This window comes from Flavobacterium sp. IMCC34852 (assembly GCF_030643905.1).
Taxonomy (GTDB): Bacteria; Bacteroidota; Bacteroidia; order Flavobacteriales; family Flavobacteriaceae; genus Flavobacterium; species Flavobacterium rivulicola.
The window spans coordinates 2,724,805-2,750,450 of the sequence record NZ_CP121446.1; the positions used below are offsets into that span (position 1 = coordinate 2,724,805).

The following is a 25,646-nucleotide window of genomic DNA, read 5'->3' on the forward strand; positions in this document are numbered from 1 at the left end:
TTTTTTATTCGTGAAAAGCCAAAATCGGCGTTTGTAAATGATAAGATAATTTTTGAGTAGTCGTAGTAGTAAATAACTCTATAAAGAAATTGCGCTTGTAAGTCAGCATGGCCAACATATCGACTTCTTGGCTAACTAAAAAATCTTCAATCGTTTCTTTTACATCTGCATTTGGAATAATGAAAAATTGAAGATTCTCTTCATCTTCAAAATGAGATTGCCAACGGCGAATGGTATCATCCGTAACATCAGAATCAGGGGTTTTAACATACAAACATTTGACTTTGGCATGGAATCGTTTGGCATAGAAGAGTACTTTGATTAAAGCTTCTATGTCTTTTTTACGGAATCGGGTGGTAAAGGCTATGGTGTCAATTTTTTGAAATTGGACACCAGCCGGAACACTCAAAACCGGAACTGATACATTGGCAATTACCGAACCTGTATTGGTACCGATAAAACTATACCACCAACCTTCGGCACCATTGGTACCCATAACTACCAAATCGATGTTTTCCTGAGCAATGACTTTCTTGATGGCGACCAACAAATCACCATCCATCATGATGTGACTCATTTGGATGTGATTGAGATTTCGCGATTCGGCTATAGCGTGTAACTTGGGCAATCTTTCTTTAAAGTGCTCCAAATTGGCCAATTCAATAGTATCGTATATCGTAGCATAATTAATCGGCATCGCCTGACTGTCGACAACCGGAATTTCAAAAGTATGCAACAAAACCAACTCCGCTTTCAATCGTTTGGCCATTTCCAAAGCATACACAAAAGCGTTATCCGAAGTTTCGGAAAAATCAACGGGAACTAATATTTTTTTCATACCTAAAGATTTTTATTTAACCAAAGATATAACCATAATCTCACCATAAAAATGACAATTATCAGTCCTAAAAATACTGTCTCAGGCTTTTAAAATATACTTGAGAAGTTTTCTTAACTTTGCCCAAAAAATTAAAACGATGATTTCTCAGGAAACTATAGTAGCTTTAGCGTCACCTTCGGGCGCCGGTGCGATTGCTGTGATTCGAATTTCAGGCAAAAACGCTATTGCCATTGCGGAGCAAGTATTCCAATCGATTTCCGGGAAAGCCATCAGCCAACAAAAAACACATACCATACATCTTGGGCATATTGTGGATGAAGGAAAAGTGTACGACCAGGTTTTGCTTTCCATTTTTAAAAATCCGCATTCTTATACCGGAGAAGATGTGATTGAAATATCCTGTCATGGATCAACTTATATCCAACAACAAATTATCCAATTATTGTTGCGAAAAGGTTGCAAAATGGCTCAAGCAGGAGAATTCACCTTACGCGCTTTTTTAAACGGCAAACTCGATTTATCGCAAGCCGAAGCCGTCGCCGATTTGATTTCGTCAGACAATGAAGCCAGTCATCAAATTGCTATGCAGCAAATGCGCGGTGGTTTTAGTAATGAAATTGCGAAACTGCGTGAAGAGTTGTTGAATTTTGCTTCGCTAATTGAACTCGAATTGGACTTTGCTGAAGAAGATGTAGAATTTGCCGACCGAACCCAATTTAAAGAATTACTCAACCGAATTGAATTTGTTTTAAAAAGACTAATCGATTCCTTTGCCGTGGGTAACGTCATCAAAAACGGGATTCCTGTAGCGATTGTAGGTGAACCCAATGTGGGAAAATCGACTTTACTCAACGCTTTATTAAACGAAGAACGCGCCATTGTTTCCGACATAGCCGGAACAACTCGTGACACTATCGAAGATGAATTGGTTATTGAAGGAATCGGATTCAGATTTATAGATACCGCAGGAATTCGCGAGACTAAAGATCTGGTAGAAAGCATCGGTATCAAAAAAACTTTTGAGAAAATTGAGCAAGCGCAGGTGGTTTTGCTATTAGTTGACGGTTCTCGGTTATCAGTTGAGAGTTTGACAAACGTAAAAATTGAAATCGAAAAAATTCGAAATCAGTTTCCCTTAAAACCAATTGTAATCATCATCAATAAAAAAGATTTGATTGCTCCAGAAATGCTTTCAACCATAAACAACCAACTGACAACAGACAACGGACAACCGACAACCATTTATATTTCCGCCAAAAACAAAGAAGGTATAGACGAATTAAAAAAGCAACTCCTGTCATTTGTAAACACTGGCGCTTTACGCAATAATGAAACCATAGTGACCAACACCCGTCATTATGATTCGCTGTTAAAAGCTTTGGAAGAAATTCAGAAAGTACGTTTTGGGATGGATACCAATTTATCCTCCGACTTAATGGCAATCGACATTAAACAAGCGTTATATTACTTTGGCGAAATCACAGGCGAAGTAACCAATGATGAACTTTTGGGTAATATTTTTGCCAATTTCTGTATCGGAAAGTAATAATCATTCTTTTATTTGTTAACTACCTATTTTTGTTGACTTTATAACAAATATTCTTCTTTTATTTGTTGCCCAATAACCTTTTATTCGTTATATTTGTTGTTCTATTGTTGCCCAATGATAGATTTTGTTGCCCAAATTCAAAGGCAACAAACTTGGCGAAATGATGCTACATATTGCTACACTTCGCTACATTATGCAACACAACGCAACATATTATGAGTAGCAATATGGCAATTCCGAAAACCTGTTCTTATTGTGGTAAGGCTTTTATAGCTAAAACCACTTTAACCAGATATTGTGGCCATACTTGTAATTCCAGACACTACAAGCAAAAAGTAAAGGAAGACAAAATTCAAATCTCATTAATCAAGCAACAGCAAACAATGCAAAGTTTGCCAACCTTGCAAACTGCAAACTCCAACTCTCTCACATCTAAAAACTTTTTATCCGTTCAAGATGCAGCAGAACTAATTGGAGTAAGTCGATGGACAATCAATAGAATGATAAAACGTGGAGAACTACAAATTCACAAGTTTGGCAGAAAGAAAATAATTCAACGCACACAGATAGATAAACTTTTTAATTGATGGTATTATGAAAGTTACATTAAGACAAAGAAAGAAAGCAAACAAAATAAGCTTGTATCTTGATTACTATAAAAATGGTAAACGAGAATATGAATATTTAGGTTTATACCTCATCCCAGAACCCGAAAAAGGAAAGCTCACACAAGCGCAAAAAGACGAAAACAAAAAAATCCTTTCGTTAGCGGAAAGTGTTCGTTCTAAAAGACATTTAGAAATCCAAAACGGAATGTATGGATTCAATGACCAGGAGAAGTTAAAAGGCTTCTTCATTATCTATATGGAAACACTTGCCGAAATGAGAATGGAAAGCAAAGGCAATTATGACAACTGGGATAGTACTATCAAGCATTTAAGAAAGTTTTGTCCTAAAGATATTTCCTTCGGGCAATTGGATAGGAAATTTGTGGAGGGTTTCAAAGACTACTTAACCAAAACAGCAAAGACACCAAGCAATAAAAACCTTTCTGATAATTCGGCACACTCTTATTTCAACAAATTCAGAGCAGCTTTAAAACAAGCCGTTAAAGATGGAATTATCCGTTCCAATCCTGCCGAGCAAGTAGACTGTTTACCACAAGGCGACAGCGAAAGAGAGTTTCTAACATTAGAAGAATTACAAAGCATACTCAAACACGAATGTGAAATTCCAATCCTAAAAACAGCCTTTATATTCAGTTGCCTAACAGGTTTGCGATGGTCAGATATAAACAAGCTAGTTTGGTCAGAAGTGCAGCACTCAAATGATTACGGTTGGTACATTCGTTTCAGACAAAAGAAAACCAAAGGAGCGGAAACATTACCAATGTCAGACCAAGCTCGTGATTTATTAAAAGAAGTCGGAGAACCAGAAGAAAGAGTTTTCAAAGGATTAAAATACAGTGCGTGGCACAATCTAAAATTACAACAATGGGTTATGAAAGCCGGGATAAGTAAAACAATTACGTTTCATTGTGCGCGTCACACTTATGCAACTTTGCAACTCACGTTAGGAACTGATATATTTACGGTATCAAAATTATTAGGTCATAAAGACATCAGAACTACTCAAGTATATGCCAAAATAATTGACGAAAAGAAAATGGAAGCAGCTAACAGAATTAAACTCGATTTTTGATATGGAACTAACTATTTTTAAAAGCATTGTTTACGGTGAATTAAAACCCTGGGCAAGCAACGCTATAAATGATAAATTTTACAGACAAAATCTATCAACAAACTTTATCAAGCCTACACCAACTATAAACGAGTACTACAAAGCATTAAAAGAGCTTCACAAGGACAAACCCAACTTATTCAAAGAAGATGGGTTAGAAATCTATATGGCGCAACCAAACACAGATATAAGTCACGAAATACTACATCCATTAGTAGAAGTAACTTTGGCAGAACCGATAACAACAACACAAAAGTTTTATCATTTTCTTATATTCAACGAAGCAGCACGATTGACTGATAGAGTTTTTAAGTCTATGAACAAAGACATTGACGAAATTCAAAAAAAAGAGATCATACAAAACGTTGTAAAGTCGTGTAAAGATATTTTGTTTTGTATTGGAACAGACCAAGAAAACTTTCCAAAAACAGAATTAACCGCTTATGTAATACCTCAACTTATTACTAACGTAATCCGTTTTTTAATAGAAACAGAAAAATTATATCCGCAATATTTGGCAGACATACCATCAACCAAAAATGAACTATTTGGAGAATTACTAAAACAACCAATTCCAGAAATCAATATTGAAAAAACAACTCCTGAATTTCAAACGGTTCACAATATTCTTTTAGGTATTGACAATTATAAATTTGAAAAAAGTAATCGTTTTTCTTTTGGTTTTAATGGCAAAACTGACAACTTAAAATCGGTAATATTTTTATTAAATCGTGATATTGAGTTACTAAACGAAGACAAAACTACAGTAGACGATTTAGTTAGTGTTTTAACAAGTAGAGATTTGAAGATTGGTGCTGCACAAATATTTATAGGATGTGAAACTTTAGAGTTTTCCTATATCGTTAAAAAACTTGAACTTTCATTTTCAAATTTTAATCCAACATCAATTGACAGTTCAAACTTGTTTTATTCCAAAAAAGGAAATGCAATCAAAAAAGGAAGTTTATACAATGCCAACCAAAGAGAACCTTATAAAAAAGCAGAAATAGACAACATATTTAATCATCTGTAAATAAAAACAGTTAGTTGTGTTAGATATATGAGTTAGATATAATTATCTAATTAATTACCAGTGTGTTACAAAATAATTTAGCCGTCAGAAATGATTGTTAAACCATTAAAAACGTAACGCAATGAGTAACGAAATTTTAATTTTAGAAAAGCTCGAAAAACTAGAGCAAAGAATTGGAGAACAAAATCTCCTAATGAAAGAAGTTCTAAACTTCAACGATGCCTGCAACTATTTAGACATAAGCGCATCACACCTCTACAAATTGACCAGTCAGAAATCAATTCCACATTTCTGTCCTCAAGGTAAAAAACTCTATTTCAATCGCGCCGAATTAGACGAATGGCTGCAACGCAATCGTCAAACATCAACCGATGAAATCGAGACAATGGCAGCCAACTATTTACTAACTCACAAAAGAAAGTAAGCGATGCCATTCTACGAACCTTCAGAAAAAATGTTCCAAGAAATCCAAGAACATTTAAAAGAGATTACTGTTATTCTTAAAGAAAAACAGCAAATGAACCCAGACGACTTATTCTGCGACAATCAAGAGTTTATGAAAATTATGAACATAAGCAAACGATTAGCGCAAAGTTGGAGAGACAGCGGATTTATCGGCTATTGTCAGTTAGGTAACAAAATCTATTACCGCCTAAAAGACATTCAAAACCTACTTAACGAAAACTATAAACCGAAGAAAAAATGAGTGAAGTAGTAAACAAACAGATGATGGTAAGCGTTTATAAAGAATTTAAATACAACTTAGGAGAAAGAAACCTTATTGATGTTTTTCAAGAAATCAAATCCGATAAATACCAAAGTGAAGTAAATTCTATTCGATACGCATTACACAAAGGAGACGAGAAAACAGCCGATGAAATTAAAAGCAGCTTAAATGGTTTTACAATGTCCGGCACATTTGGAACAAGTAGAACCAAAGCCAACCTCAACACCTATTCTCAAATAATCGGATTAGACTTCGACCACATTCCAGTTACAGAACTCTACACATTGGTAAAGCTAATAAACGACTGCAAATACACGTTCGCATCGTTTATTAGTCCAAGTGGCGAAGGTATTAAAGTATTCATTAAAATCAACTCCAATGCAACACAACACACTACCGCATACAATCAAGTGGCAACTTTTTATAAAAACCTATCAGGTTATGATTTTGATGCAAAATGCAAAGACATTACCAGATTGTGTTTTGTTTCTTATGATCCAGAGATTTATATAAAGGAAGATGCAACAATATTTGAAGTTCAAGAAGAAGCACTACCACTTCCAAAACCGCAAAAAGTGGAAACAACTTCTTTTGAAGCAACGGACACTTTATTGGACAAATGCCTAAAATTCACAGAGCAAAAAGAACAATACACTAACGGCAATCGAAATAACTTCATTCATCTATTTGCATCCAATGCCAATCGTTTCGGGATTTACGAAGCCGATACGCTAGACTATTGTACTACTAATTTCGATTTGGACGAAAAAGAAATCAAAGCATCGGTTCAAAGTGCCTATAAAAATCAGTCGGCAGATTTTGCCAAGTTTGCCGACTTTGCCAACCGCAAACCTCAACAACATCCTGTTGCGAAAGCCAAAGCAAAAAATGAAGCTATTGACGATGAAAATTACTTATTAAACACACCAACCATTCCGCAATCAGTTTACGACAACTTGCCTCCTATTCTTAAACAAGGCGCAGAAGCATTCTCCGAACCAAGAGAAAGAGATACGTTTCTAACAGGTGCTTTAGCAATTCTATCAGGTTGCTTACCAAATGTTACTGGTGAGTATGGTGGCAGAACCGTATATCCTCATTTATTTTCTTTCATTCTTGCTCCTGCTGCATCAGGTAAAGGTGCGTTACAATCTTCTAAAGAGTTAGCCGATAAATACCACGAAGAAGTCCTAAAAAATTCAAGAGAGCAAAAAAAAGAATACGACCTAAAAATGGCAGCTTACAAAAAAGCGCAACGTTTTCAAAAGAAAGACGACAATACACAAGAAGAAATTCCAGAAGAACCGCCATTCAAAGTAGTATTCATTCCTGCCAATACCAGTAATGCAAAAATTATCCAACACTTACAACAAAATGAAGGTACAGGTATTATTTGCGAAACCGAAGCCGATACGCTAGGACAAGTATTCAAAAACGATTGGGGTTCTTATTCCGATTTGTTACGAAAAGCATTCCATAGTGAAAAAATATCCATTTCAAGAAAAACCAATAATGAGTATTTCGAAATCAACAATCCACGTTTAGCTGTTGCACTTTCGGGAACACCTCAACAAGTGTATAACATTATTGCATCTGCCGAAGATGGTTTATTTAGTCGTTTTGTTTTTTATGTTTTCAAAACCAACAGCAAATGGATTGACCCTTCTCCGTATGGCAACAGAGTAAATTTAACCGACCATTTTGCAAAGCTATCTATTGCAGTGTACGAAATGGTTTTGTTTCTCGATAGTGGCAAAACAACAATCCATTTAACCAAAGAACAATGGGACAAATTCAACCCAACATTCAGCGAGTATTTAAGTCAAATTAGTGCCTTTGTTTCCGAAGATGCTCAAAGTATTGTAAAACGTTTAGGATTGGTTTTGTATCGAATGTGTATGATTTTTACAAGTATTCGTAAATTCCAAGCACAAGAACAAGCCACTGATATTCAATGTTTAGACGAAGATTTTGAAACAGCATCACAACTGATTGAAGTCTATTTAAAACACAACATTCTAATGTTCGAAAACCTACCAAAACAGGAAGACGAAGAAAATGGACCTTTCAAAAAAGGGCAAAACAAAAAACTATTCTTTGATGCCTTACCAAATAACTTCACACGAAAAGAAGCGGTGGAATTAGGTAGTACCTTTAATATAGCAGAAAGAACAGTCGGTTCATTTCTAAAATCTTGTTTAGGCAATTATTTACAACAACCTGAATATGGGGCATATACAAAAATCATCTAAAGTTAAACAAAAACAAAAAAAAGAAATTAAATTTTACTATTTTTGGAGATTACAGTTTTATTCACAATTTCCATAATATGTCAGACAAACTCGATATGACTTCACCAGACTTGGTAAGCCAAAACATAGAAAAAATAGCCCAACTTTTCCCTAATTGCGTTACAGAATCTGCCAATGGTTTAGCCATTGATTTTGACCAATTAAAGCAAGAGTTATCCAAAGATATTGTTGAAGGCAACAAAGAACGCTACCGACTAGAATGGCCCGGAAAGCGTGAAGCTATCGTTACAGCCAATTTGCCCATTAACAAAACTTTACGTCCAGCTCGTGAAGAAAGTGTAGATTTTGACAACACCGAAAACTTATACATTGAAGGCGACAACCTAGAAGTTTTAAAACTATTGCAAGAAAGTTATTTGGGAAAAATAAAAATGATTTACATCGATCCTCCGTACAATACAGGAAAAGACTTTGTATATAAAGACAATTTTACACAAGATACAGACGAATACCAAGAAGAAGCCGGACTAAAAGACGAATACAACAACCGATTAGTTGCCAACCCAGATACTTCAGGACGTTACCACTCTGATTGGTTAACAATGATGTACCCAAGATTAAAATTAGCCAGAAATCTTTTAACTGATGATGGCGTGATTTTTATTTCGATTGATGATAACGAAGTGCATAATCTACGTAAAATATCTGATGAAGTTTTTGGGGATGATAATTTTGTTATTGAAATAGCTTGGAGAAAATCTGACAATCAAGCTAATATAGGAAACATTGCTAGGGTTAAAGAGTACATTTTGTGTTACACGAAAAGAAAAGATTTATTAAACCTTAATAAAATTCCATTAACTGATAAAGCAAAAAAAGAATATAGTTACAAAGATTCTGAAGGTTTTTTTAGAAGAGCTATTTTACTTCACAAAACTAGAGGAAGACATTATTATGATGTTACAACAAAAAATGGTAATACTTTAAATGGTCCTTGGATGATTAAAGAAGATGAATTTTTAGAAAAAGACAGAAATAATGAAATACTTTGGACTAATAGTGGAGATGAACAACCTTATGGCAAAATTTACTTACATAAATCTACTGGACAAATAGCAAATGATTTTTGGGATACAACTTTCGGTAGCAATCAAGAAGCAAGTATTAATCTTGAAAAAATATTTGAAAATAGAATATTTGATTTCCCAAAATCAACTAAACTTCTTAAAAATATTGTAACAATTGGTAGCGATAAAAAAGCAATTATTTTAGATTTCTTTTCAGGTTCTGCCTCAACAGCTCATTCGGTAATACAATTAAATGCAGAAGATGGTGGTAACAGAAAGTTTATTATGGTACAAGTTCCAGAACGAACAGATGAAAAAAGTGAAGCTTTCAAAGCAGGTTATGATACCATTTGTGAAATTGGTAAAGAACGCATCCGTCGAGCAGGAAACGCAATCATAGATAATCAAAAAGCATTAATCAAACAAAAAGGAGAAGAATTAGAAAAAATTGAAGAGAAAAACGATTTAATAAAAGATGAAGAAAAAATAGAATTATTACAATCAGAAATTAATGCTTTGCAATTTTCTATTGATAATTTAGATAAAGGTTTCAGAGTATACAAACTCGATAGCAGTAATATGCAAGATGTATATTATACACCAAATCAATATGAACAAGGGCAACTAGATTTATTAGAAGACAACATAAAACCCGATAGAAATTCAGATGATTTAGTAGCTCAAATTATGTTAGATTGGGGTTTACCCTTATCACTAAAAATTGAACAAACCAAAATAGCCAACAAAGAAGTGTTCAAAGTTGCTGATGATGCTTTGTTATGTTGTTTTGATGAAGGTATTGACGAAGCTTTTGCCAAAGAAATAGCTAAACTAAAACCGTTACGAATAGTTTTTAGAGATAAATCATTCAAAGACGACACCGCAAAAGAAAACGTAAAACAATTACTGAAACAGTTAAGCCCTGATTCTGAAATGAAAGTAATATAATATGAACGAATATAGTGCCGAAGAGCTTTTTCAGTTATTAAACCAACAAGACGAATGCGATTGGATTGAAGCAAAAGGAGGACACGAAAGTTCTCATTCTGTTATGGAAACCGTTTGTTCTTTTGCTAACGAACCTGGTTTGGGTGGTGGCTATATTATTTTAGGAATAGCCGAAGATAAAACAGCGCTTTTTCCGCAATACAAAACCAACCATATTTCAGATCCTGATAAATTTCAACGTGATTTTGTATCGCAATGCAGTTCTATGTTTAATATTCCTGTTCGCCCAAAGGTAACAGTAGAAAGGATTCACGGCGATACGGTTATAAAAATATTTGTAGCAGAATTACCATCCAATCAAAAACCTATTTATTTTAAAAGTGAAGGTTTGCCTCAAGGAGCTTTCAGAAGAATAGGACCAACAGACCAGCATTGCACAGAAGATGATATGCGAGTTTTTTATGCAGATGGCACTAGTTATGACCAATCCACAATCAAAGGTTCTAGCATCAATGATATTGACGAAAACGCAATAAACAAATACCGCACATTAAGAGAACGTATTAATCCTGTTGCCGAAGAATTAAGTTATACTGATGTTGAACTTTTAGAAGCGTTAGGATGTTTAAATAAAGAAAATAAAACCGAACTAAATTTAGCAGGTTTGGTCTTGTTTGGTCATTCTAAGGCTTTGCGCGCTTTTTATCCTATGCTTCGAATAGACTATGTGAGAGTACCAGGCAATATTTGGGTAGAAGATCCGGACAATCGTTTTACTACTATCGATATGCGAGGACCTTTACTTACTTTGATTTACAGAATTATGGATGCCATAAACGCTGATTTGCCCAAAGGTTTTCTATTACCGGAAGATGGTTTACAAGCAACTTCAACAGGTTTGCCTACAAAAGCATTAAGAGAAGCTATTGTCAATGCCGTAATGCACAGGTCGTATAGAGAACACCGACCTATCCAAGTGATTCGATATGACAATCGTATCGAAATAATTAATCCGGGTTATTCTTTAAAGTCAGAAGAGCGACTAGGTGAACCTGGTAGTGAGACCAGAAATCCATTTATAGCAGCAGTTTTTCACGAAACCAATCTTGCTGAAACAAAGGGTTCAGGAATAAGAGCAATGCGGAAATTAATGGTTCAAGCACATTTAGTGCCACCAACTTTTGATTCAGATAGAAATAGCAACCATTTTGTGTCTAGATTATTATTGCATCATTTTTTAGATGAAAAAGATTTAATTTGGTTACACAATTTTAGCCATTTAGAATTAACAGATGGTCAAAAACAAGCACTAATTTTTGTTCGTGAAGTAGGTGCAATAGACAACCAAACTTATCGTCAAATGACCGATTGTGATACACTTAAAGCAAGTAATGAATTAAGAGTATTAAAATCATATAATTTATTTGTTCCAAAAGGGAAAGGTAAAGCAACCTATTATATAGCAGGAAAAGTAATGCTAACATCTATAGCAACTGTAAGTACTCCAGCTCAAGATTTAAGTACACCACTTGCTTCATTAAGTACACCACTTGCTTCATTAAGTACACCACCTCAAGATTTAAGTACACCACCTTTGGCTATATTAGAACGTATAGAACAAATAAAAGATAGAGAACACGATATAGAAAAGGTAAAAAGCATTATAATAGATTTGTGTGCTTTTAAAACTATGAAAGCTTCAGAGATAGCTAAATATCTAAACAAAGGGGATGATTATCTAAAAAGAAAATATTTGAGTGATATGATTAAAGAGAAACAACTTTTTTATTTATATCCCGAAATGATCAATCATCCCGAACAAGCTTACAAAATTCCAGAAACAAACAACGAATGAAATTACAATTCAAAGAACAACAATTTCAAATTGATGCAGTAAAAGCAGTAGTTGATTGTTTTGCAGGGCAACCTATCAAAACCAATCGCTTCACTTTAGAACGCTCAAAAGATATTATCAATAAAGCCAAACAATTGGCTAAAGGTCAACTTAAAACAGGTTTAGAAGAAGAAGTAATGGAAAACATAGGGTATAGAAATACACCTATTCAAATTACCGATAATCAAATTTTAGAAAATCTTAAAAGAGTTCAGTTTGCAAACGATATCCCAGAAAGCACACAATTAGAAAGACCAAAAGGATTAAATCTTGGTTACAATTTAACGATTGAAATGGAAACAGGTACAGGAAAAACCTATACTTACATCCGTAGTATGTTTGAATTGAATAAAGAATACGGTTGGAGCAAGTTTATAATAATTGTCCCAAGCATTGCCATTCGTGAAGGGGTTTACAAATCGTTTGAAGTAACCCAAGACCATTTTCAAGAAATTTATCAGCATAAAATAACACCATTTATTTATAATTCTTCTCGTCCACAAGACATTGAGAATTTTGCTTCAGATAGCCGCATTAGTGTAATGATTATTAACACTCAAGCTTTTGCAGCAACAGGTAAAGATGCTAGGCGTATCAAGATGGAATTAGACCAATTTGGTTCAAGAAAGCCAATTGAAATACTTGCACAGACAAATCCTATTTTAATTATTGATGAACCTCAATCGGTAGGAAAGCAAGATTCTAAAACTTTGGAAAGTATGCAAGACTTTAATCCTATGATGTGTTTAAGGTATTCTGCAACCCACGCAATTAATGAAGAGTATAACAAAGTCTTCCGTTTAGATGCTTTAGATGCTTATAACAGAAAACTAGTAAAAAAAATACAAGTAAAGGGAATCAACTTAAAGGGTACAACAGGAACAAATGGATATTTGTATTTAGAAAATATAGTAGTTAGCAAAGACAAAGCACCAGTTGCAGCAGTTGAATATGAAGTAAGAAATGCAAGTGGAGCAACAAAACGTATTCGACAAAAACTATCTAAAGGAGCAAATTTATTTGACCTATCAGGTAATATGCCACAATACAAAAATCAAGTCATTCAAGAAATTGACGGCTATCATAATAAAATTGTAATTAATGGTTTAGAATTGTTTGCAGGCGAAGTGATTGGCGATTTCTACGAACAAGATTTTAGAAGAATTCAAATCCGAGAAACCATTTATTCACACCTTAAAAAAGAAAAACAATTATTCGATAAAGGAATAAAAGTGTTATCGTTATTCTTTATTGATTCTGTTGAAAAATACAAACAATACAACGAATTAGGAGAAGAAATTGCAGGTGAATATGCCAAAATATTTGAAGAGGAATACAATAAATTACGAAGTGAATTTTTAGATTTATTTCATCAAGAATACAACGAATATCTAAAAGAAAGTGATCCAAGCAATGTTCATAAAGGATATATGCCGAGCAATTATTTTAGTTATGTAGAAAGAGATTCAGCCGACAAAATACACAATGGTTATTTTTCTATCGATAAGAAAAACAAAATGATTGACCCAACGGTAAAACGTGGCAAAGAAGATTCAGAGGATATTTCGGCATACGATTTAATTATGAAAGACAAAGAACGTTTGTTGAGTTTTGATGAACCAACACGTTTTATATTCTCTCACTCAGCTTTAAAAGAAGGTTGGGACAATCCCAATGTATTTCAAATTTGTGCTTTAAAACATTCTGATGCTACAATAAGAAGAAGGCAAGAAGTTGGACGTGGGATGCGTTTATGTGTAAATGAACATGGAAACCGATTAGATTTTGAAACCGTTGGTGAACAAGTTCACGAAATAAACAGATTAACAGTTATTGCTTCTGAGAGTTACGAGGAATTTGCAAAGGGCTTACAGTCTGAAATTGCTGCAACTTTAAAAGACAGACCTCAAAAAGCAGAAGTCGATTTCTTTATAGGGAAATTAGTTACAGATACTTTAGGACAAAGTATAAGATTAACAGAAGAGATTTCAAAAAAGCTAAACAAGTTTTTATACAAAAATGACATACTTGATGATGAAGATAAAATAACAACTGATGGAAAAGTAAAAATTGAAAGCAATCAAGTTCCATTGCCAGAAAATCTTGAACCATTTAGAGAAGATATAACGAAGCTTTTAAAATCAATCTATACAGGCGATGGTATCAATATAGAAAATGACAGAAACAACGTTGAAGTTGCAGTAAATAGTAATTTTCATAAAAAAGAGTTTCAAGACCTTTGGAATAAAATTAATATTAAATCTATTTATGAAGTAAAATTTGATACCGATAAACTTATAGAAGATAGTAAAAACAGAATCAATAAAGATTTACATATTGCTGACAGAAGTTATGAAGTTAAAGAAGGAGTTTTAGAACAAACAACCAAACAAAAAATTGACAATAACGAAGCCATACAAGTTACAAGTCGTGCTACTAAAAAACTAGATACAGATGTTTATACTAATACTGTTTATGACATCATAGGTGAAATAGTTAATGCAACAAACTTAAAAAGAACAACAGTTGTAACCATTCTTAAAAAGATAAATCCAAATCAATTTTATTTGATTAGAAAAAATCCCGAAGAGTTCATTGCAAAATGCAGTAAGTTGATAAATGAAACAAAAGCAAGTTTAATTATCAATAACATTGTTTATCACAAAACAGAAGATAGATACGATGCTAAAACGGTTTTTACCAATTCGAAAGAATCATTACGTCAAACAGAAATACTAAAAAAACACATATACGATTATCTTGTATCCGATTCAAAAGTAGAAAGAGATTTTGCAAATGCATTAGAAGCTAGCGAAGAAGTGACGGTTTATGCCAAACTTCCAAGTGGTTTTAAAATAACAATACCGAATGGCACTTATAATCCAGATTGGGCAATTGTATTTGATAAAGATAAAGTAAGACAAATATACTTTATTGCTGAAACTAAAGGTTCTGATTCTGAAATGGATTTAAGAAGTATTGAAAAACTTAAAATACATTGTGCCAAAGTACATTTTCCAGTAATTAGCGATAATGAAGTGAAATTTGATGTTGTTAATTCGTATGAAAAGATGATGGAAATCGTGCAATTAAAATAATTTGAATGAAAATAATTGATAACATAACTTCAAGACTTGGAGAGGATTTAAAAGCCGAGATTACAAAGGGAAGCAAATTAAGTATTGCAGCTTCCTCATTTTCTATTTATGCTTTTGAAGCACTTAAAAAAGAATTAAAAGGTATTGACGAATTAGAATTTATTTTTACTTCACCAACCTTTATTGAAGATAAGTTTCAAAAGATTTCAAGAGAGTTTTATATACCTCATATTGTCAATGAAAGTCAATTATGTGGTGGCGATTTTGAACTACGATTAAAAAATGAATTAAATCAAAAAGCCATTGCAAAAGAATGTTCAACTTGGATTAAAGAAAAGGTAACATTCAAATCCAATAAACAAAATAATCTTCCATTAAACGGCTTAATAAATGTTGAAAAAGGAGAACAATCGGTTAGTTATTCAAATATTACAGGTTTTACAAGTTCCGATTTAGGAGTAACACACAAACAAGGATTTCCAACGTTAATTCAAAAAGTAGATTTCCCAAATAGTAAAGCTTATGTAGATTGGTTCAAACAAATTTGGGATAATGAAGAATACTTAAAAGAAGTAACAGAACAAGTTCAAGAGTTTTTTGAAAATGCTTTCAAAGAAAATAGTCCTGAGTTCATTTACTTCATTACTCTATATAATATTTTCAATGACTTTTTAGAAGATATTAATTCCGATAATTTGCCAAATGATGATGTAGGTTTCAAAGAAACTTTAATTTGGAACAAACTTTTTAACTTTCAAAAAGATGCCGTTATTGGCGCTATAAATAAGCTAGAGCGTTACAATGGTTGCATAGTTGCAGATAGTGTTGGTTTAGGTAAGACTTTCACAGCATTAGGAATTATTAAATACTACGAAAAGCGAAATAAAGATGTTTTGGTTTTATGTCCTAAAAAGCTAGAAGCCAATTGGAACACATTTAGACAAAACGATAAAAATAATCTTTTAGCGAAGGATAAATTCAATTACGATGTTTTATTTCACACCGATTTATCACGTGAAAAAGGTATGAGTAATGGTCGTAATTTAGAGTTAGTAAATTGGGGTAATTATGGTTTAGTAGTTATTGATGAATCGCACAATTTTAGAAACAATAGCACTTCGGTAGGTAAAGAAAATAGGTATCAAAAACTATTAAGAAAAATTGTTCAAGAAGGAATTGAAACTAAAGTTTTGATGCTTTCAGCAACGCCTGTAAATAATAGATTTAATGATTTAAAAAATCAATTGGCTATTGCTTATGAAGGAGCTTCTTTTGAAATTAATGATCGTTTAAATACCGAAAGAAATATTGATACAGTTTTTGTTAGAGCGCAAAAGTCTTTTAATACTTGGTCTAAATTATCTAATGACGATAGAACAACTGAAAAGCTTTTAGAAATGCTTGATTTTGATTTTTTTGAGATATTAGATAGTTTAACAATTGCACGTTCTAGAAAACATATCACAAAATATTATGATACTTCAGATATTGGTAAATTTCCAGTAAGGAATAAACCTGTATCTATTCACAGCCCATTAACAGATAAGAAAATAAATTTTGAAAATATTGCGGAAAGATTAACGCTTTTAAACCTTTCTGTTTATTCTCCATTAAATTATATTTTACCAAGTAAAGTTCAGTTGTATGCTGATAAGTATGATAAAAAAGTAAAATCAGGTTCAGGAACTTTTACGCAAGTAGACAGAGAGAAAAGTTTGCAGTTATTAATGCGCATTAATTTATTAAAGCGTATTGAGAGTTCCATTGATTCATTTCGTTTGACTTTAAATGATATTTTATCTCAAATAAAAACTAGATTAGAATTACTAAAAAAAGAAAATACAGATTCAGTTTCAAGTGTGCAATGGGATATAGATAATGAAAATGTTGATTGGGATGCAGATTGGGGTGATGAAGAAAACATAATTGGTAAAAAAGTAAAAGTTAGAGTTGAGGATTTAGATAAGACAAGATGGATTGAAGATTTAGAAGTAGATTTAGACAATTTACAAACATTATCTGATGAAGTTAGTAATATTAGCCGTTCAAGCGATATTAAACTAAAAAAGTTGATGGAAGTTGTTGAAGAAAAATTTCAAAATCCAATAAACGAAAACAATAGAAAAGTAATAATTTTTACAGCCTTTGCCGATACAGCTAATTATTTATATAATAGTTTAAAAGATACTTTATTAGAAAATTATAATATCAATACAGCATTAATTACCGGTTCAAAAAGATTATGTACTAGTAAAAATATTAATACTGATTTGAATACATTGTTAACTTGTTTTTCTCCGATTTCAAAAAACAAAAAGGATATATTTCCAAATCTTGAAGACAGTATTGACGTTCTAATTGCAACCGACTGTATTTCAGAAGGACAGAATTTACAAGATTGTGATTTTCTTATTAATTATGATATACATTGGAATCCTGTTAGAATAATTCAGCGATTTGGTAGAATAGACAGAATAGGCTCTATTAATTCAAGTATTACAATGGTCAACTTTTGGCCAGATGTTTCTTTGGATGCATATATAAATTTAAAGCAACGTGTTGAAGATAGAATGCTTATTAGTAATATGGCTAGTACAGGTGATGATAACATTTTAAAAACCGATGATAAAGATTTAGAATACCGCAAAATTCAATTAAAAAAATTACAAGAAGAAGTTGTTGACCTTGAAGATCTAAGAGAAGGAGTTAGCATAACAGATTTAGGATTGAATGACTTTAGAGTAGATTTATCAAACTTCCTCAAAAAATATGGAAAACTAAAAAATATCCCAGAAGGAATTTATGCAGTTGCAGAAGCAGAAAATGAAGAAAGCAAAGGAGTAATTTTTGTTTTAAGAAATATCAATAATGAAGTAAATATTGATAAACAAAATCGTTTGCATCCATATTACATAATCTACATTAAAGAAAACGGCGAAATAATCCACAATCATTTTGATGCGAAAAAATCATTAGATGCAATCAGACTACATTGTAAAGGATATTACGAACCATTAACAGAATTATGCGACAAGTTTTGTGATGAAACAAATGATTTCAAAAATATGGATTTCTATTCCAATTTATTAAAAAAATCAATTGGTTCTATCGTTAAGACCGAAGCAGATAAAGATATTAAAAGTTTATTCCGTTCTGGCGGTACAACAGCATTAACTAATAATGTGAAAGGTTTAGAAGATTTTAGTTTAATTTCATTCGTAGTAATAAAATGACCTATTTTGAACTTCCAAAATCTACTATTGTAAATAGATTTATACCTAAAAACGCTTTTGATGATTATACTAATTCATCGCAAAAAAAGAAGTTTACAGATACTATTGATAAAATCACTTGGCTAAATAAATTGTCAAAGGACACGATCAATCTTGATGGAAATGATGTAAAGGAAATTCAAATATTTGAAATCAAATTAAAAACAAAAGAAAAAATTCAGCCATTACTAAATGTTATTGATAAAGCAATTCCATATCACATTGTTTTTATAGTAACATTTGGTGAAGAAACTTATTTAAGCACATCCAAGAAACACAATCACATAAATAATGAAAATACAGCAGTTATAGATTGGAATTTCATTTCAGAATGGCAGCCTAATGCAAAGAAAAAATTATCGCTTAACTTAAAAGAAAGTATAGATTTTATTTTCACCGATTTATGTTCTCAAATATCAGGATTTCAAAGTAAAAATATAAAAGAGATAATTGAAAAAGACAGCTCTAAAACAAAGTTTAAAAAGCAAATCGAAGAACTTGAAGTGAAGATTAAAAAAGAAAAACAATTCAATCTAAAAGTAGAAATGAATCAAAAACTAAAAGAGCTTAAAAAAGAATATAAAGAGTTGAAATAATATACTAAAAAAATCAATTTGGAAAACCTTAAAATAAACATCATCCCATTCCAACATCCTTCAGCAAAGAAAGAGTTTGGTTTTTACAAAGAAAAAAAAGACGGCTTCTATCCTATTCATAGAGGAGATTTGCCCAATGAGATATGGGATAATTTTAAGACAGAATTACAAGACCTCAAGTTCTTGTATTCCAATTTTTCAGACACACAAGATTGTGATATGACAGCATCAGTAGATATGTTTCACAGCACTACTTTTGCAAAACATTATTATACAAGATTGGTGTACAATTATTTTTATGCTATTGCCGATGCCATACAATTCAATTACGTTAAAGATATTGAGGTTTGGTTTATAGATACTAAAGAAGTAGCAACGACTTTCAAAACATATAACAAATACACTTTAAAAGTAGAGTTTTCTGGTCTAACAAAAAGTCCTGCATTACTCCTTTCCTATGACGGAACTTCCAAAATTGCAACAACAAGTATAGATAAGATAGACATTCCATCAAACTATTTTAAAACAGTAGTATATAAAAAAGAAATATTCAAATTCGATTTACTGTCAGAAGAAGCAAAACAAAACCTCGAACAAGTATTTCCATTACTAAACATACCAATAAAAAACCACCTCAGCATACCTCACAGCGTACCCAAAAAAGGAAATAGATACAAACCATATTTCAACTACATAAACGATTTTTACAATAAGTATTTAAACACAGAAGCGTTTAAAAAGATGCTACCATTAGATGAAAATGGCTTTTTTACTATTCCTGAAAAAGACATTCATAAAACACATCAAAACTCAAACAACTTAAGGTTTTTCAATAATACTAGCATCGACCCAAGAGGAGGTATGAAAAGTTTTGGACCATATCAAGCAAGTCCACACCCAAACGTTCGATTTTTCTTTATATACCACAAACCAGACCGTAAAGAGTATGTAATTCCATTATTTAGCTATTTTGAAAAAGGATATAAAACTTTTTTTCCTCCGCTAAAAACCCATATCAAACAACCATTCTATATGGATAAAGATACCAGTTTAGCTTTTGAAAGTACAACTACTGCTGTAAAAGAACTTAAACACCATCTAATCAATTTAGAAAAAACTCCAAATACAAGATATGTAGCAATCTATATAAGTCCAATTCATAAAGAAGACCAGGACAACAAACAATTATACTACCAAGTAAAAGAAGAACTATTAAAACACGAAATAACCTCACAAGTAATCTATAAAGAAAGCATCAACAATGCCTATTTTGGAGAGTTTTTAGCAAACATAACACCAGCGCTATTAGCAAAAATAGATGGTATTCCGTGGCGTTTAGATAGAGAACTAAAACAAGAATTAATTGTAGGTGTTGGTGCTTTTAAATCAGTCGAAACCAATACACGTTTTGTAGGCAGTGCCTTTTGTTTTAATAACAAAGGAGAATTCAAAGGCTTCGATTGTTTCCGTGACAACGAATATGATTTAATAGCTGGTGCAATTGGAAAACAAATATTAAAATTTGTAGTAGATAATGGCAACGATGTAGAAAGATTAATAATCCACTACTACAAACCAATGGGTAAGGAAGAAATAGACCCAATTCAAAAAGTATTAAAAACATTAAATTTAAATATTCCAGTAATAATAATTACAATCAATAAAACAGAAGCAAACGACTATGTAGCATTCGATACTAGTAGCGAAGCGTTGATGCCATTAAGCGGTACAATTATAGAAATTGCAAAGCTAAAATACTTACTATTCAATAATGCAAAATACAGCGAAAGTGGCACAACAAAAGACTATCCGTTTCCAGTAAAGTTAGCATTAAGCTGCACAGATGAAGAATATTTAAAAGACATTCCAACAGTAAAAGAGTTAATAGATCAAGTATATCAATTCAGCCGAATGTATTGGAAATCAATAAAACAACAAAACCTACCAGTAACCATAAAATACCCAGAAATGGTAGCGCAAATATTCCCACACTTCGAAGGAGACAAACTACCTGATTTCGGCAAAAATAACCTTTGGTTTTTGTAATATAAATAGCCATTACCGCTTTCATCTGCACGAAATCTAGGTTTAGTCCAAGTCAAATTGTTGTTTTTGTTGTTTTTTGGATTTATAATTAGATTAGAATTATTTCCATAATTCAACTTTCATTCAAAATTGATTAGTTTCTTTGCAATATGAAAATTTTAATAATAGAAGACGAAATCGAAATTGCCACAAGTATCAAAAGCTACTTGAGTAGTAATGATTTTGTATGTGAATCGGCAAGCACACTAAAAATAGCAATAGAAAAGATCGATTTATATTCCTATGATTGTATTCTTTTAGATTTGATGTTGACGGATGGTGATGGATTTAAAGTTTTAGAAGCATTAAAAAAGCAAAACAAAACAGATGGAGTCATTATAATTTCTGCCAAAGACACTCTTGAAACCAAAATCGAAGGACTAACACTTGGTGCAGATGACTACCTTACAAAACCATTTCATTTATCGGAATTACTAGTACGAATTCAAGCATTAGTTAGAAGAAAACAATTCAATGGAAACAATGTGATTTCCTTTAATGAAATAGAAATAGATACGATAAGCAAGTCGGTCAAATTCAAAGGAAATAAAATCGAGTTTACCAAAAAAGAAATGGATTTATTATTATTTTTGATTGGTAATAAAAATAAAGTCTTGTCCAAAAGTGCCATTGCCGAGCATTTATCTGGCGATATGGCGGATATGCTAGACAATCATGATTTTGTATATGCACATATAAAAAACATGAAAAAAAAGCTCAAAGAAATGGGTGCGGCCGATTACCTAAAATCAGTTTACGGAACAGGATATAAATGGGAAGATGAATAAAAAACTACTTCAAAAAACACTTAATTATTATTTCATCTATGCTATAATAATACTGATCACAGTTGGTCCAGTATTCTATATTATTTCCAATATATTATATGAAGATGATGCCAATGAGGATTTGTATGCCATAAAAAAGCAGTTTGATAACTTCACTAAAGAAGACTTAACAATAAAGGACATAACACTCTGGAACAAGTTCAATCGAAATGTTACTATCGAAAAATTCAATGGCAATCAAAAGGATAGCATATTCGACCACAGCTATTATGATGCACTTAATAAAGACAATGAACCATTTAGAGTTCTCAATTCACCAATAAAAATTGAAAACAAATGGTTTACTTTTTCCGCTAAAATAAATATGGTCGAAAAAGAAAATCTAATAGGAAGTACTGTATTTCTTTTCATTTCACTGTTAATACTTTTAATCATAGGCTTTTTCATTATCACAAAAATAATTTCAAAAAAATTATGGCAACCATTTTATGCTGCTTTAGACAAAATGGAACAATTTGAAATTGATAAATCAACTGCTGGTAAATTAATTAAAAGCACAACGGAAGAATTCAATCGATTAAATAATGCCATAGATAGCTTAATCCATAAAAACAGCAGTATCTATCAAAGTCAAAGAGAGTTTATAGAAAATGCAGCACACGAATTGCAAACACCAATTGCTATTTTTAAAGGAAAATTAGAAAATATACTACAACGAAAAGACTTAAACTCTGAGCAGTTCAAATTAATTGATGACCTAAATAATACTACTACAAGACTGATCAAGCTTAATAAAAATTTGTTAGTACTATCAAAAATTGATAGCAATTCATACTATGAGATTGAAAAAATAAATCTCCACGAAATCATCAATAATCAACTAACCTTTTTTAGTGAACAAGCACTTTCAAAAAAAATAAGTATTACTACCGAACTACAGGAAAATGTTGTAATCAGTTCAAATCATTTCCTTGCAGAAATGCTAATCAGTAACTTATTTTTAAACACTATAAATCACAATGTTCTCGATGGTCAGATTAATATAAAACTGACTAATGAAAGGTTACTATTCTCAAATACAGGTGTACTTTTACCTTTACAGACTGAAAAAATGTTTGAGCGTTTTTCTAAGTCTAATCCATCCTCGCAAGGTAATGGTTTAGGATTATCAATCATTAAAAAAATTGTTGACACGAACCATTGGGCGGTCAACTACTATTTTATAGATAGAATGCACACCTTCGAAATAGTTTTTTAAAATTCAATATTTCTTCAAATTCCATGCAGACCTTTGTTGAAAAAAATAAAAGGGAAAAGTATGATGCGAATTAAAAACGTTCTTTTAGTAACAATGCTGCTGTTATTGGTAGCAAATTTAAGGGCACAAAATAAGTCAGTAACAGTTTCGGGTAACACAAAAGACAAGACAACGAAACTTGCATTACCATTTGTAAATGTTTCTTTAAAAACTTCAAATGATAATAAGTTAATTACCGGAACAATAACCAATGAGGAAGGTCGATTTTCATTGGCTAATATAAAATCGGGTAACTATATTTTAGAATTCTCCTTTATTGGTTATAAAACCAAGACACAATCAGTTTATGTTGGTTCACTTTCCGAATTTTTAGATCAAGGAACTATTGAATTGGAAGAAGATGCTACTACCTTACAAGAAGTGGTGGTAGTATCTAAAACAAATACCGTCAGCGATAAAATGGATAAAAAAACGTTTTCAATGGCTGACAATATTAGTCAAAGTGGCGGTTCGGTTTTACAATCCATGCAAAACTTACCTGGTGTTACTGTCCAAGACGGCAAAGTACAAATTAGAGGTAATGATAAAGTGACCGTATTGATTGATGGTAAACAAACCGCTTTAACAGGCTTCGGAAGTCAATCGGGTTTAGATAATATTCCTGCTTCAGCAATAGATAAAATCGAAATCATTAACAATCCATCTGCAAAATACGATGCCAATGGTAATGCTGGAATTATTAATATCATCTATAAGAAAAACAAAAAAGAAGGCTTTAATGGCAAAGTGGGTTTTACGTCGGGTTTGGGTGCTTTGTGGGAAAGAAAAGAAAATTTGCCTACAATAAGACCACAATATTCACTAACACCAAAAATCAATCCTACGCTATCACTCAATTATCGCAAAAATAAAATTAATGCGTTTTTTCAAGGCGATTATCTATACACAGAAACCCTAAATAAAAATGAATTTGTAACACGAACATACAATGACGGCACAATAATTAACCAACAATTAAAAAGAAACCGAAACACCCATTTTACAACAATTAAATCGGGAATTGATTGGACTATTGATGATTACAATACGCTAACCGTTTCGGGTTTATTCGGTTCTGAAAAAATTATTGATAACGGTGACCAACCTTTTTTTAATGCAGACTATTCCGAGCGATTGCGACTTTGGCAATTTTTAGAAGATGAATTAAAAACAACAGTTATGGGAACTGCTGCCTATCAACATAAATTCAAACAAGCCGGACATATATTGAATATAGGTTTCAACTATACCTTTCACAGAGAAGATGAAAAATATTTCTTCGATAATATTTTGCCAACTTCAACCAGTAAAGATGCTTTCAAACTGCTATCTGATGAAAGTGTGATTGACTTCAATATAGATTACATAAAGCCATTAAAATACGGTCGTATTGAAACAGGTTTTAAATTTCGTAACCGAATTATTCCAACCAACATGCAATTCTTTCCAGGAACTAATTCACCTTTAGATGATAGTGCAGGTGGTAAAGCTACGTATGAAGAAATAATTCCAGCCGTTTATGGAAACTACATTTATGAAACCAATAAAATCGAAGCTGAAGTTGGATTACGCCTAGAATACTTAGATTTAGAATACGAGGTAAATCCAAATCATCCAACCTATAGAACTGATGGATATTCGTATTTCGAACCATTCCCTAACTTCCGTTTTGCCTATAAAATTAATGACGACAATAAAATATCATTATTTTACAATCGCAGAATTGACCGACCAAACGAAGTAGATATTCGAATATTTCCAAAGTATGACGATGCAGAAATTATTAAAGTTGGTAATCCTGGACTAAGACCGCAATTCACCAATTTAGTGGAATTAGGTTTCAAAAGAAATTTGAAAAAAGGCTATTTATATTCCGCTATCTACCATCGTTTTTCCAATGCCACCATTACAAGGATAGCTTCAACTGTTCCTAATAGTAATCTAATTTATGCCATATTTCAAAACGTGAATAAAAGCTCCAATACTGGTGTAGAAATGGTTTTTTCACAAGATATTGCAAAATGGTATTCCTCCAACCTTAACCTAAATGCCTATTACAATCAAATTGGTGCGTTTACGGTTCAAAATCTATATCCGCAACCCAATACCTTTTCGGCAGCAAAACAAGATGTTTTTTCTGGAAATATAAAATGGAACAACACATTACACTTGACTAAAAAAGTGGATGCACAGATAACAGCTATATATTTAGCCCCAGATATTATTCCGCAAGGCAAAATAAAATCAAGATTTTCAATTGATTTGGGGTTAAAAAAATCGGTTCAAAACGGCAAAGGAGAATTCTTTATAAATGCAACAGATCTATTAAATACTTTAGTTATCAAAAAAGAAATTCAAGGTCAAAACTTTAGTTACACTAGTAATGATTACTACGAAACTCAAGTAATTCGATTGGGTTACAATTATAAATTTTAAATTTTATTTTGCTTTAATTCAAA

At 32.2% G+C, this 25,646-nt stretch carries 17 protein-coding genes; 16 read left to right on the top strand and 1 reads right to left on the bottom strand.

What is annotated here, in order from left to right; genetic code table 11:
* Positions 1 to 4 precede the first annotated feature (4 nt).
* A complete protein-coding gene (locus P7V56_RS11780) occupies positions 5 to 838 on the bottom strand; it encodes a universal stress protein (protein WP_171222869.1) in 834 nt (277 codons plus the stop codon).
* A gap of 139 nt (positions 839 to 977) precedes the next feature.
* Here P7V56_RS11780 and mnmE point away from each other — a divergent pair, with 139 nt between their 5' ends.
* From mnmE to P7V56_RS11860, 16 genes are all read left to right on the top strand, one after another.
* The gene (mnmE, locus tag P7V56_RS11785; protein WP_171222985.1) at positions 978 to 2,387 is read left to right on the top strand and encodes a tRNA uridine-5-carboxymethylaminomethyl(34) synthesis GTPase MnmE; all 1,410 of its coding nucleotides are present in this window, start codon (positions 978 to 980) and stop codon (positions 2,385 to 2,387) included.
* 218 nt (positions 2,388 to 2,605) lie between these two features.
* Positions 2,606 to 2,977, top strand: a complete 372-nt coding sequence (locus tag P7V56_RS11790; RefSeq protein ID WP_171222870.1) for a helix-turn-helix domain-containing protein — start codon at positions 2,606 to 2,608, stop codon at positions 2,975 to 2,977.
* A 7-nt stretch (positions 2,978 to 2,984) separates the two neighbouring features.
* Complete coding sequence (locus tag P7V56_RS11795) at positions 2,985 to 4,091, top strand: site-specific integrase (protein ID WP_171222871.1); 1,107 nt, start codon at positions 2,985 to 2,987, stop codon at positions 4,089 to 4,091.
* A gap of 1 nt (position 4,092) precedes the next feature.
* Complete coding sequence (locus P7V56_RS11800) at positions 4,093 to 5,163, top strand: DUF6617 family protein (protein ID WP_171222872.1); 1,071 nt, start codon at positions 4,093 to 4,095, stop codon at positions 5,161 to 5,163.
* Between the two features lie 121 nt (positions 5,164 to 5,284).
* Complete coding sequence (locus P7V56_RS11805) at positions 5,285 to 5,587, top strand: helix-turn-helix domain-containing protein (protein ID WP_171222873.1); 303 nt, start codon at positions 5,285 to 5,287, stop codon at positions 5,585 to 5,587.
* Between the two features lie 3 nt (positions 5,588 to 5,590).
* Positions 5,591 to 5,869: a helix-turn-helix domain-containing protein gene (locus P7V56_RS11810; protein ID WP_094168444.1), complete on the top strand. Its 279-nt coding sequence runs from the start codon at positions 5,591 to 5,593 to the stop codon at positions 5,867 to 5,869.
* Positions 5,866 to 8,142 (top strand): DUF3987 domain-containing protein, encoded by a 2,277-nt coding sequence (locus P7V56_RS11815; protein ID WP_171222874.1) that lies wholly within the window; start codon positions 5,866 to 5,868, stop codon positions 8,140 to 8,142. Before P7V56_RS11810 ends, P7V56_RS11815 begins: the two co-directional genes overlap by 4 nt.
* A gap of 77 nt (positions 8,143 to 8,219) precedes the next feature.
* Positions 8,220 to 10,157, top strand: a complete 1,938-nt coding sequence (locus P7V56_RS11820) for a site-specific DNA-methyltransferase (protein ID WP_171222875.1) — start codon at positions 8,220 to 8,222, stop codon at positions 10,155 to 10,157.
* 1 nt (position 10,158) lies between these two features.
* Positions 10,159 to 12,012 (top strand): ATP-binding protein, encoded by a 1,854-nt coding sequence (locus P7V56_RS11825; RefSeq protein WP_171222876.1) that lies wholly within the window; start codon positions 10,159 to 10,161, stop codon positions 12,010 to 12,012.
* Positions 12,009 to 15,149: a type III restriction-modification system endonuclease gene (locus P7V56_RS11830; RefSeq protein ID WP_171222877.1), complete on the top strand. Its 3,141-nt coding sequence runs from the start codon at positions 12,009 to 12,011 to the stop codon at positions 15,147 to 15,149. Before P7V56_RS11825 ends, P7V56_RS11830 begins: the two co-directional genes overlap by 4 nt.
* A 5-nt stretch (positions 15,150 to 15,154) precedes the next feature.
* Complete coding sequence (locus tag P7V56_RS11835) at positions 15,155 to 18,382, top strand: helicase-related protein (protein WP_171222878.1); 3,228 nt, start codon at positions 15,155 to 15,157, stop codon at positions 18,380 to 18,382.
* Positions 18,379 to 19,017, top strand: a complete 639-nt coding sequence (locus tag P7V56_RS11840; RefSeq protein WP_171222879.1) for a DUF4391 domain-containing protein — start codon at positions 18,379 to 18,381, stop codon at positions 19,015 to 19,017. Before P7V56_RS11835 ends, P7V56_RS11840 begins: the two co-directional genes overlap by 4 nt.
* A gap of 18 nt (positions 19,018 to 19,035) precedes the next feature.
* Positions 19,036 to 21,063, top strand: a complete 2,028-nt coding sequence (locus P7V56_RS11845; protein WP_171222880.1) for a Piwi domain-containing protein — start codon at positions 19,036 to 19,038, stop codon at positions 21,061 to 21,063.
* A gap of 149 nt (positions 21,064 to 21,212) precedes the next feature.
* Positions 21,213 to 21,890 carry a response regulator transcription factor gene (locus tag P7V56_RS11850; protein WP_171222881.1) on the top strand — a complete coding sequence of 226 codons (678 nt, stop codon included), beginning with the start codon at positions 21,213 to 21,215 and terminating at the stop codon, positions 21,888 to 21,890.
* Positions 21,883 to 23,148, top strand: coding sequence for a sensor histidine kinase (locus tag P7V56_RS11855; protein WP_171222882.1), 1,266 nt, complete (start codon positions 21,883 to 21,885; stop codon positions 23,146 to 23,148). Before P7V56_RS11850 ends, P7V56_RS11855 begins: the two co-directional genes overlap by 8 nt.
* Before the next feature lie 60 nt (positions 23,149 to 23,208).
* Positions 23,209 to 25,623 carry a TonB-dependent receptor gene (locus P7V56_RS11860; RefSeq protein WP_317174654.1) on the top strand — a complete coding sequence of 805 codons (2,415 nt, stop codon included), beginning with the start codon at positions 23,209 to 23,211 and terminating at the stop codon, positions 25,621 to 25,623.
* Positions 25,624 to 25,646 lie beyond the last annotated feature (23 nt).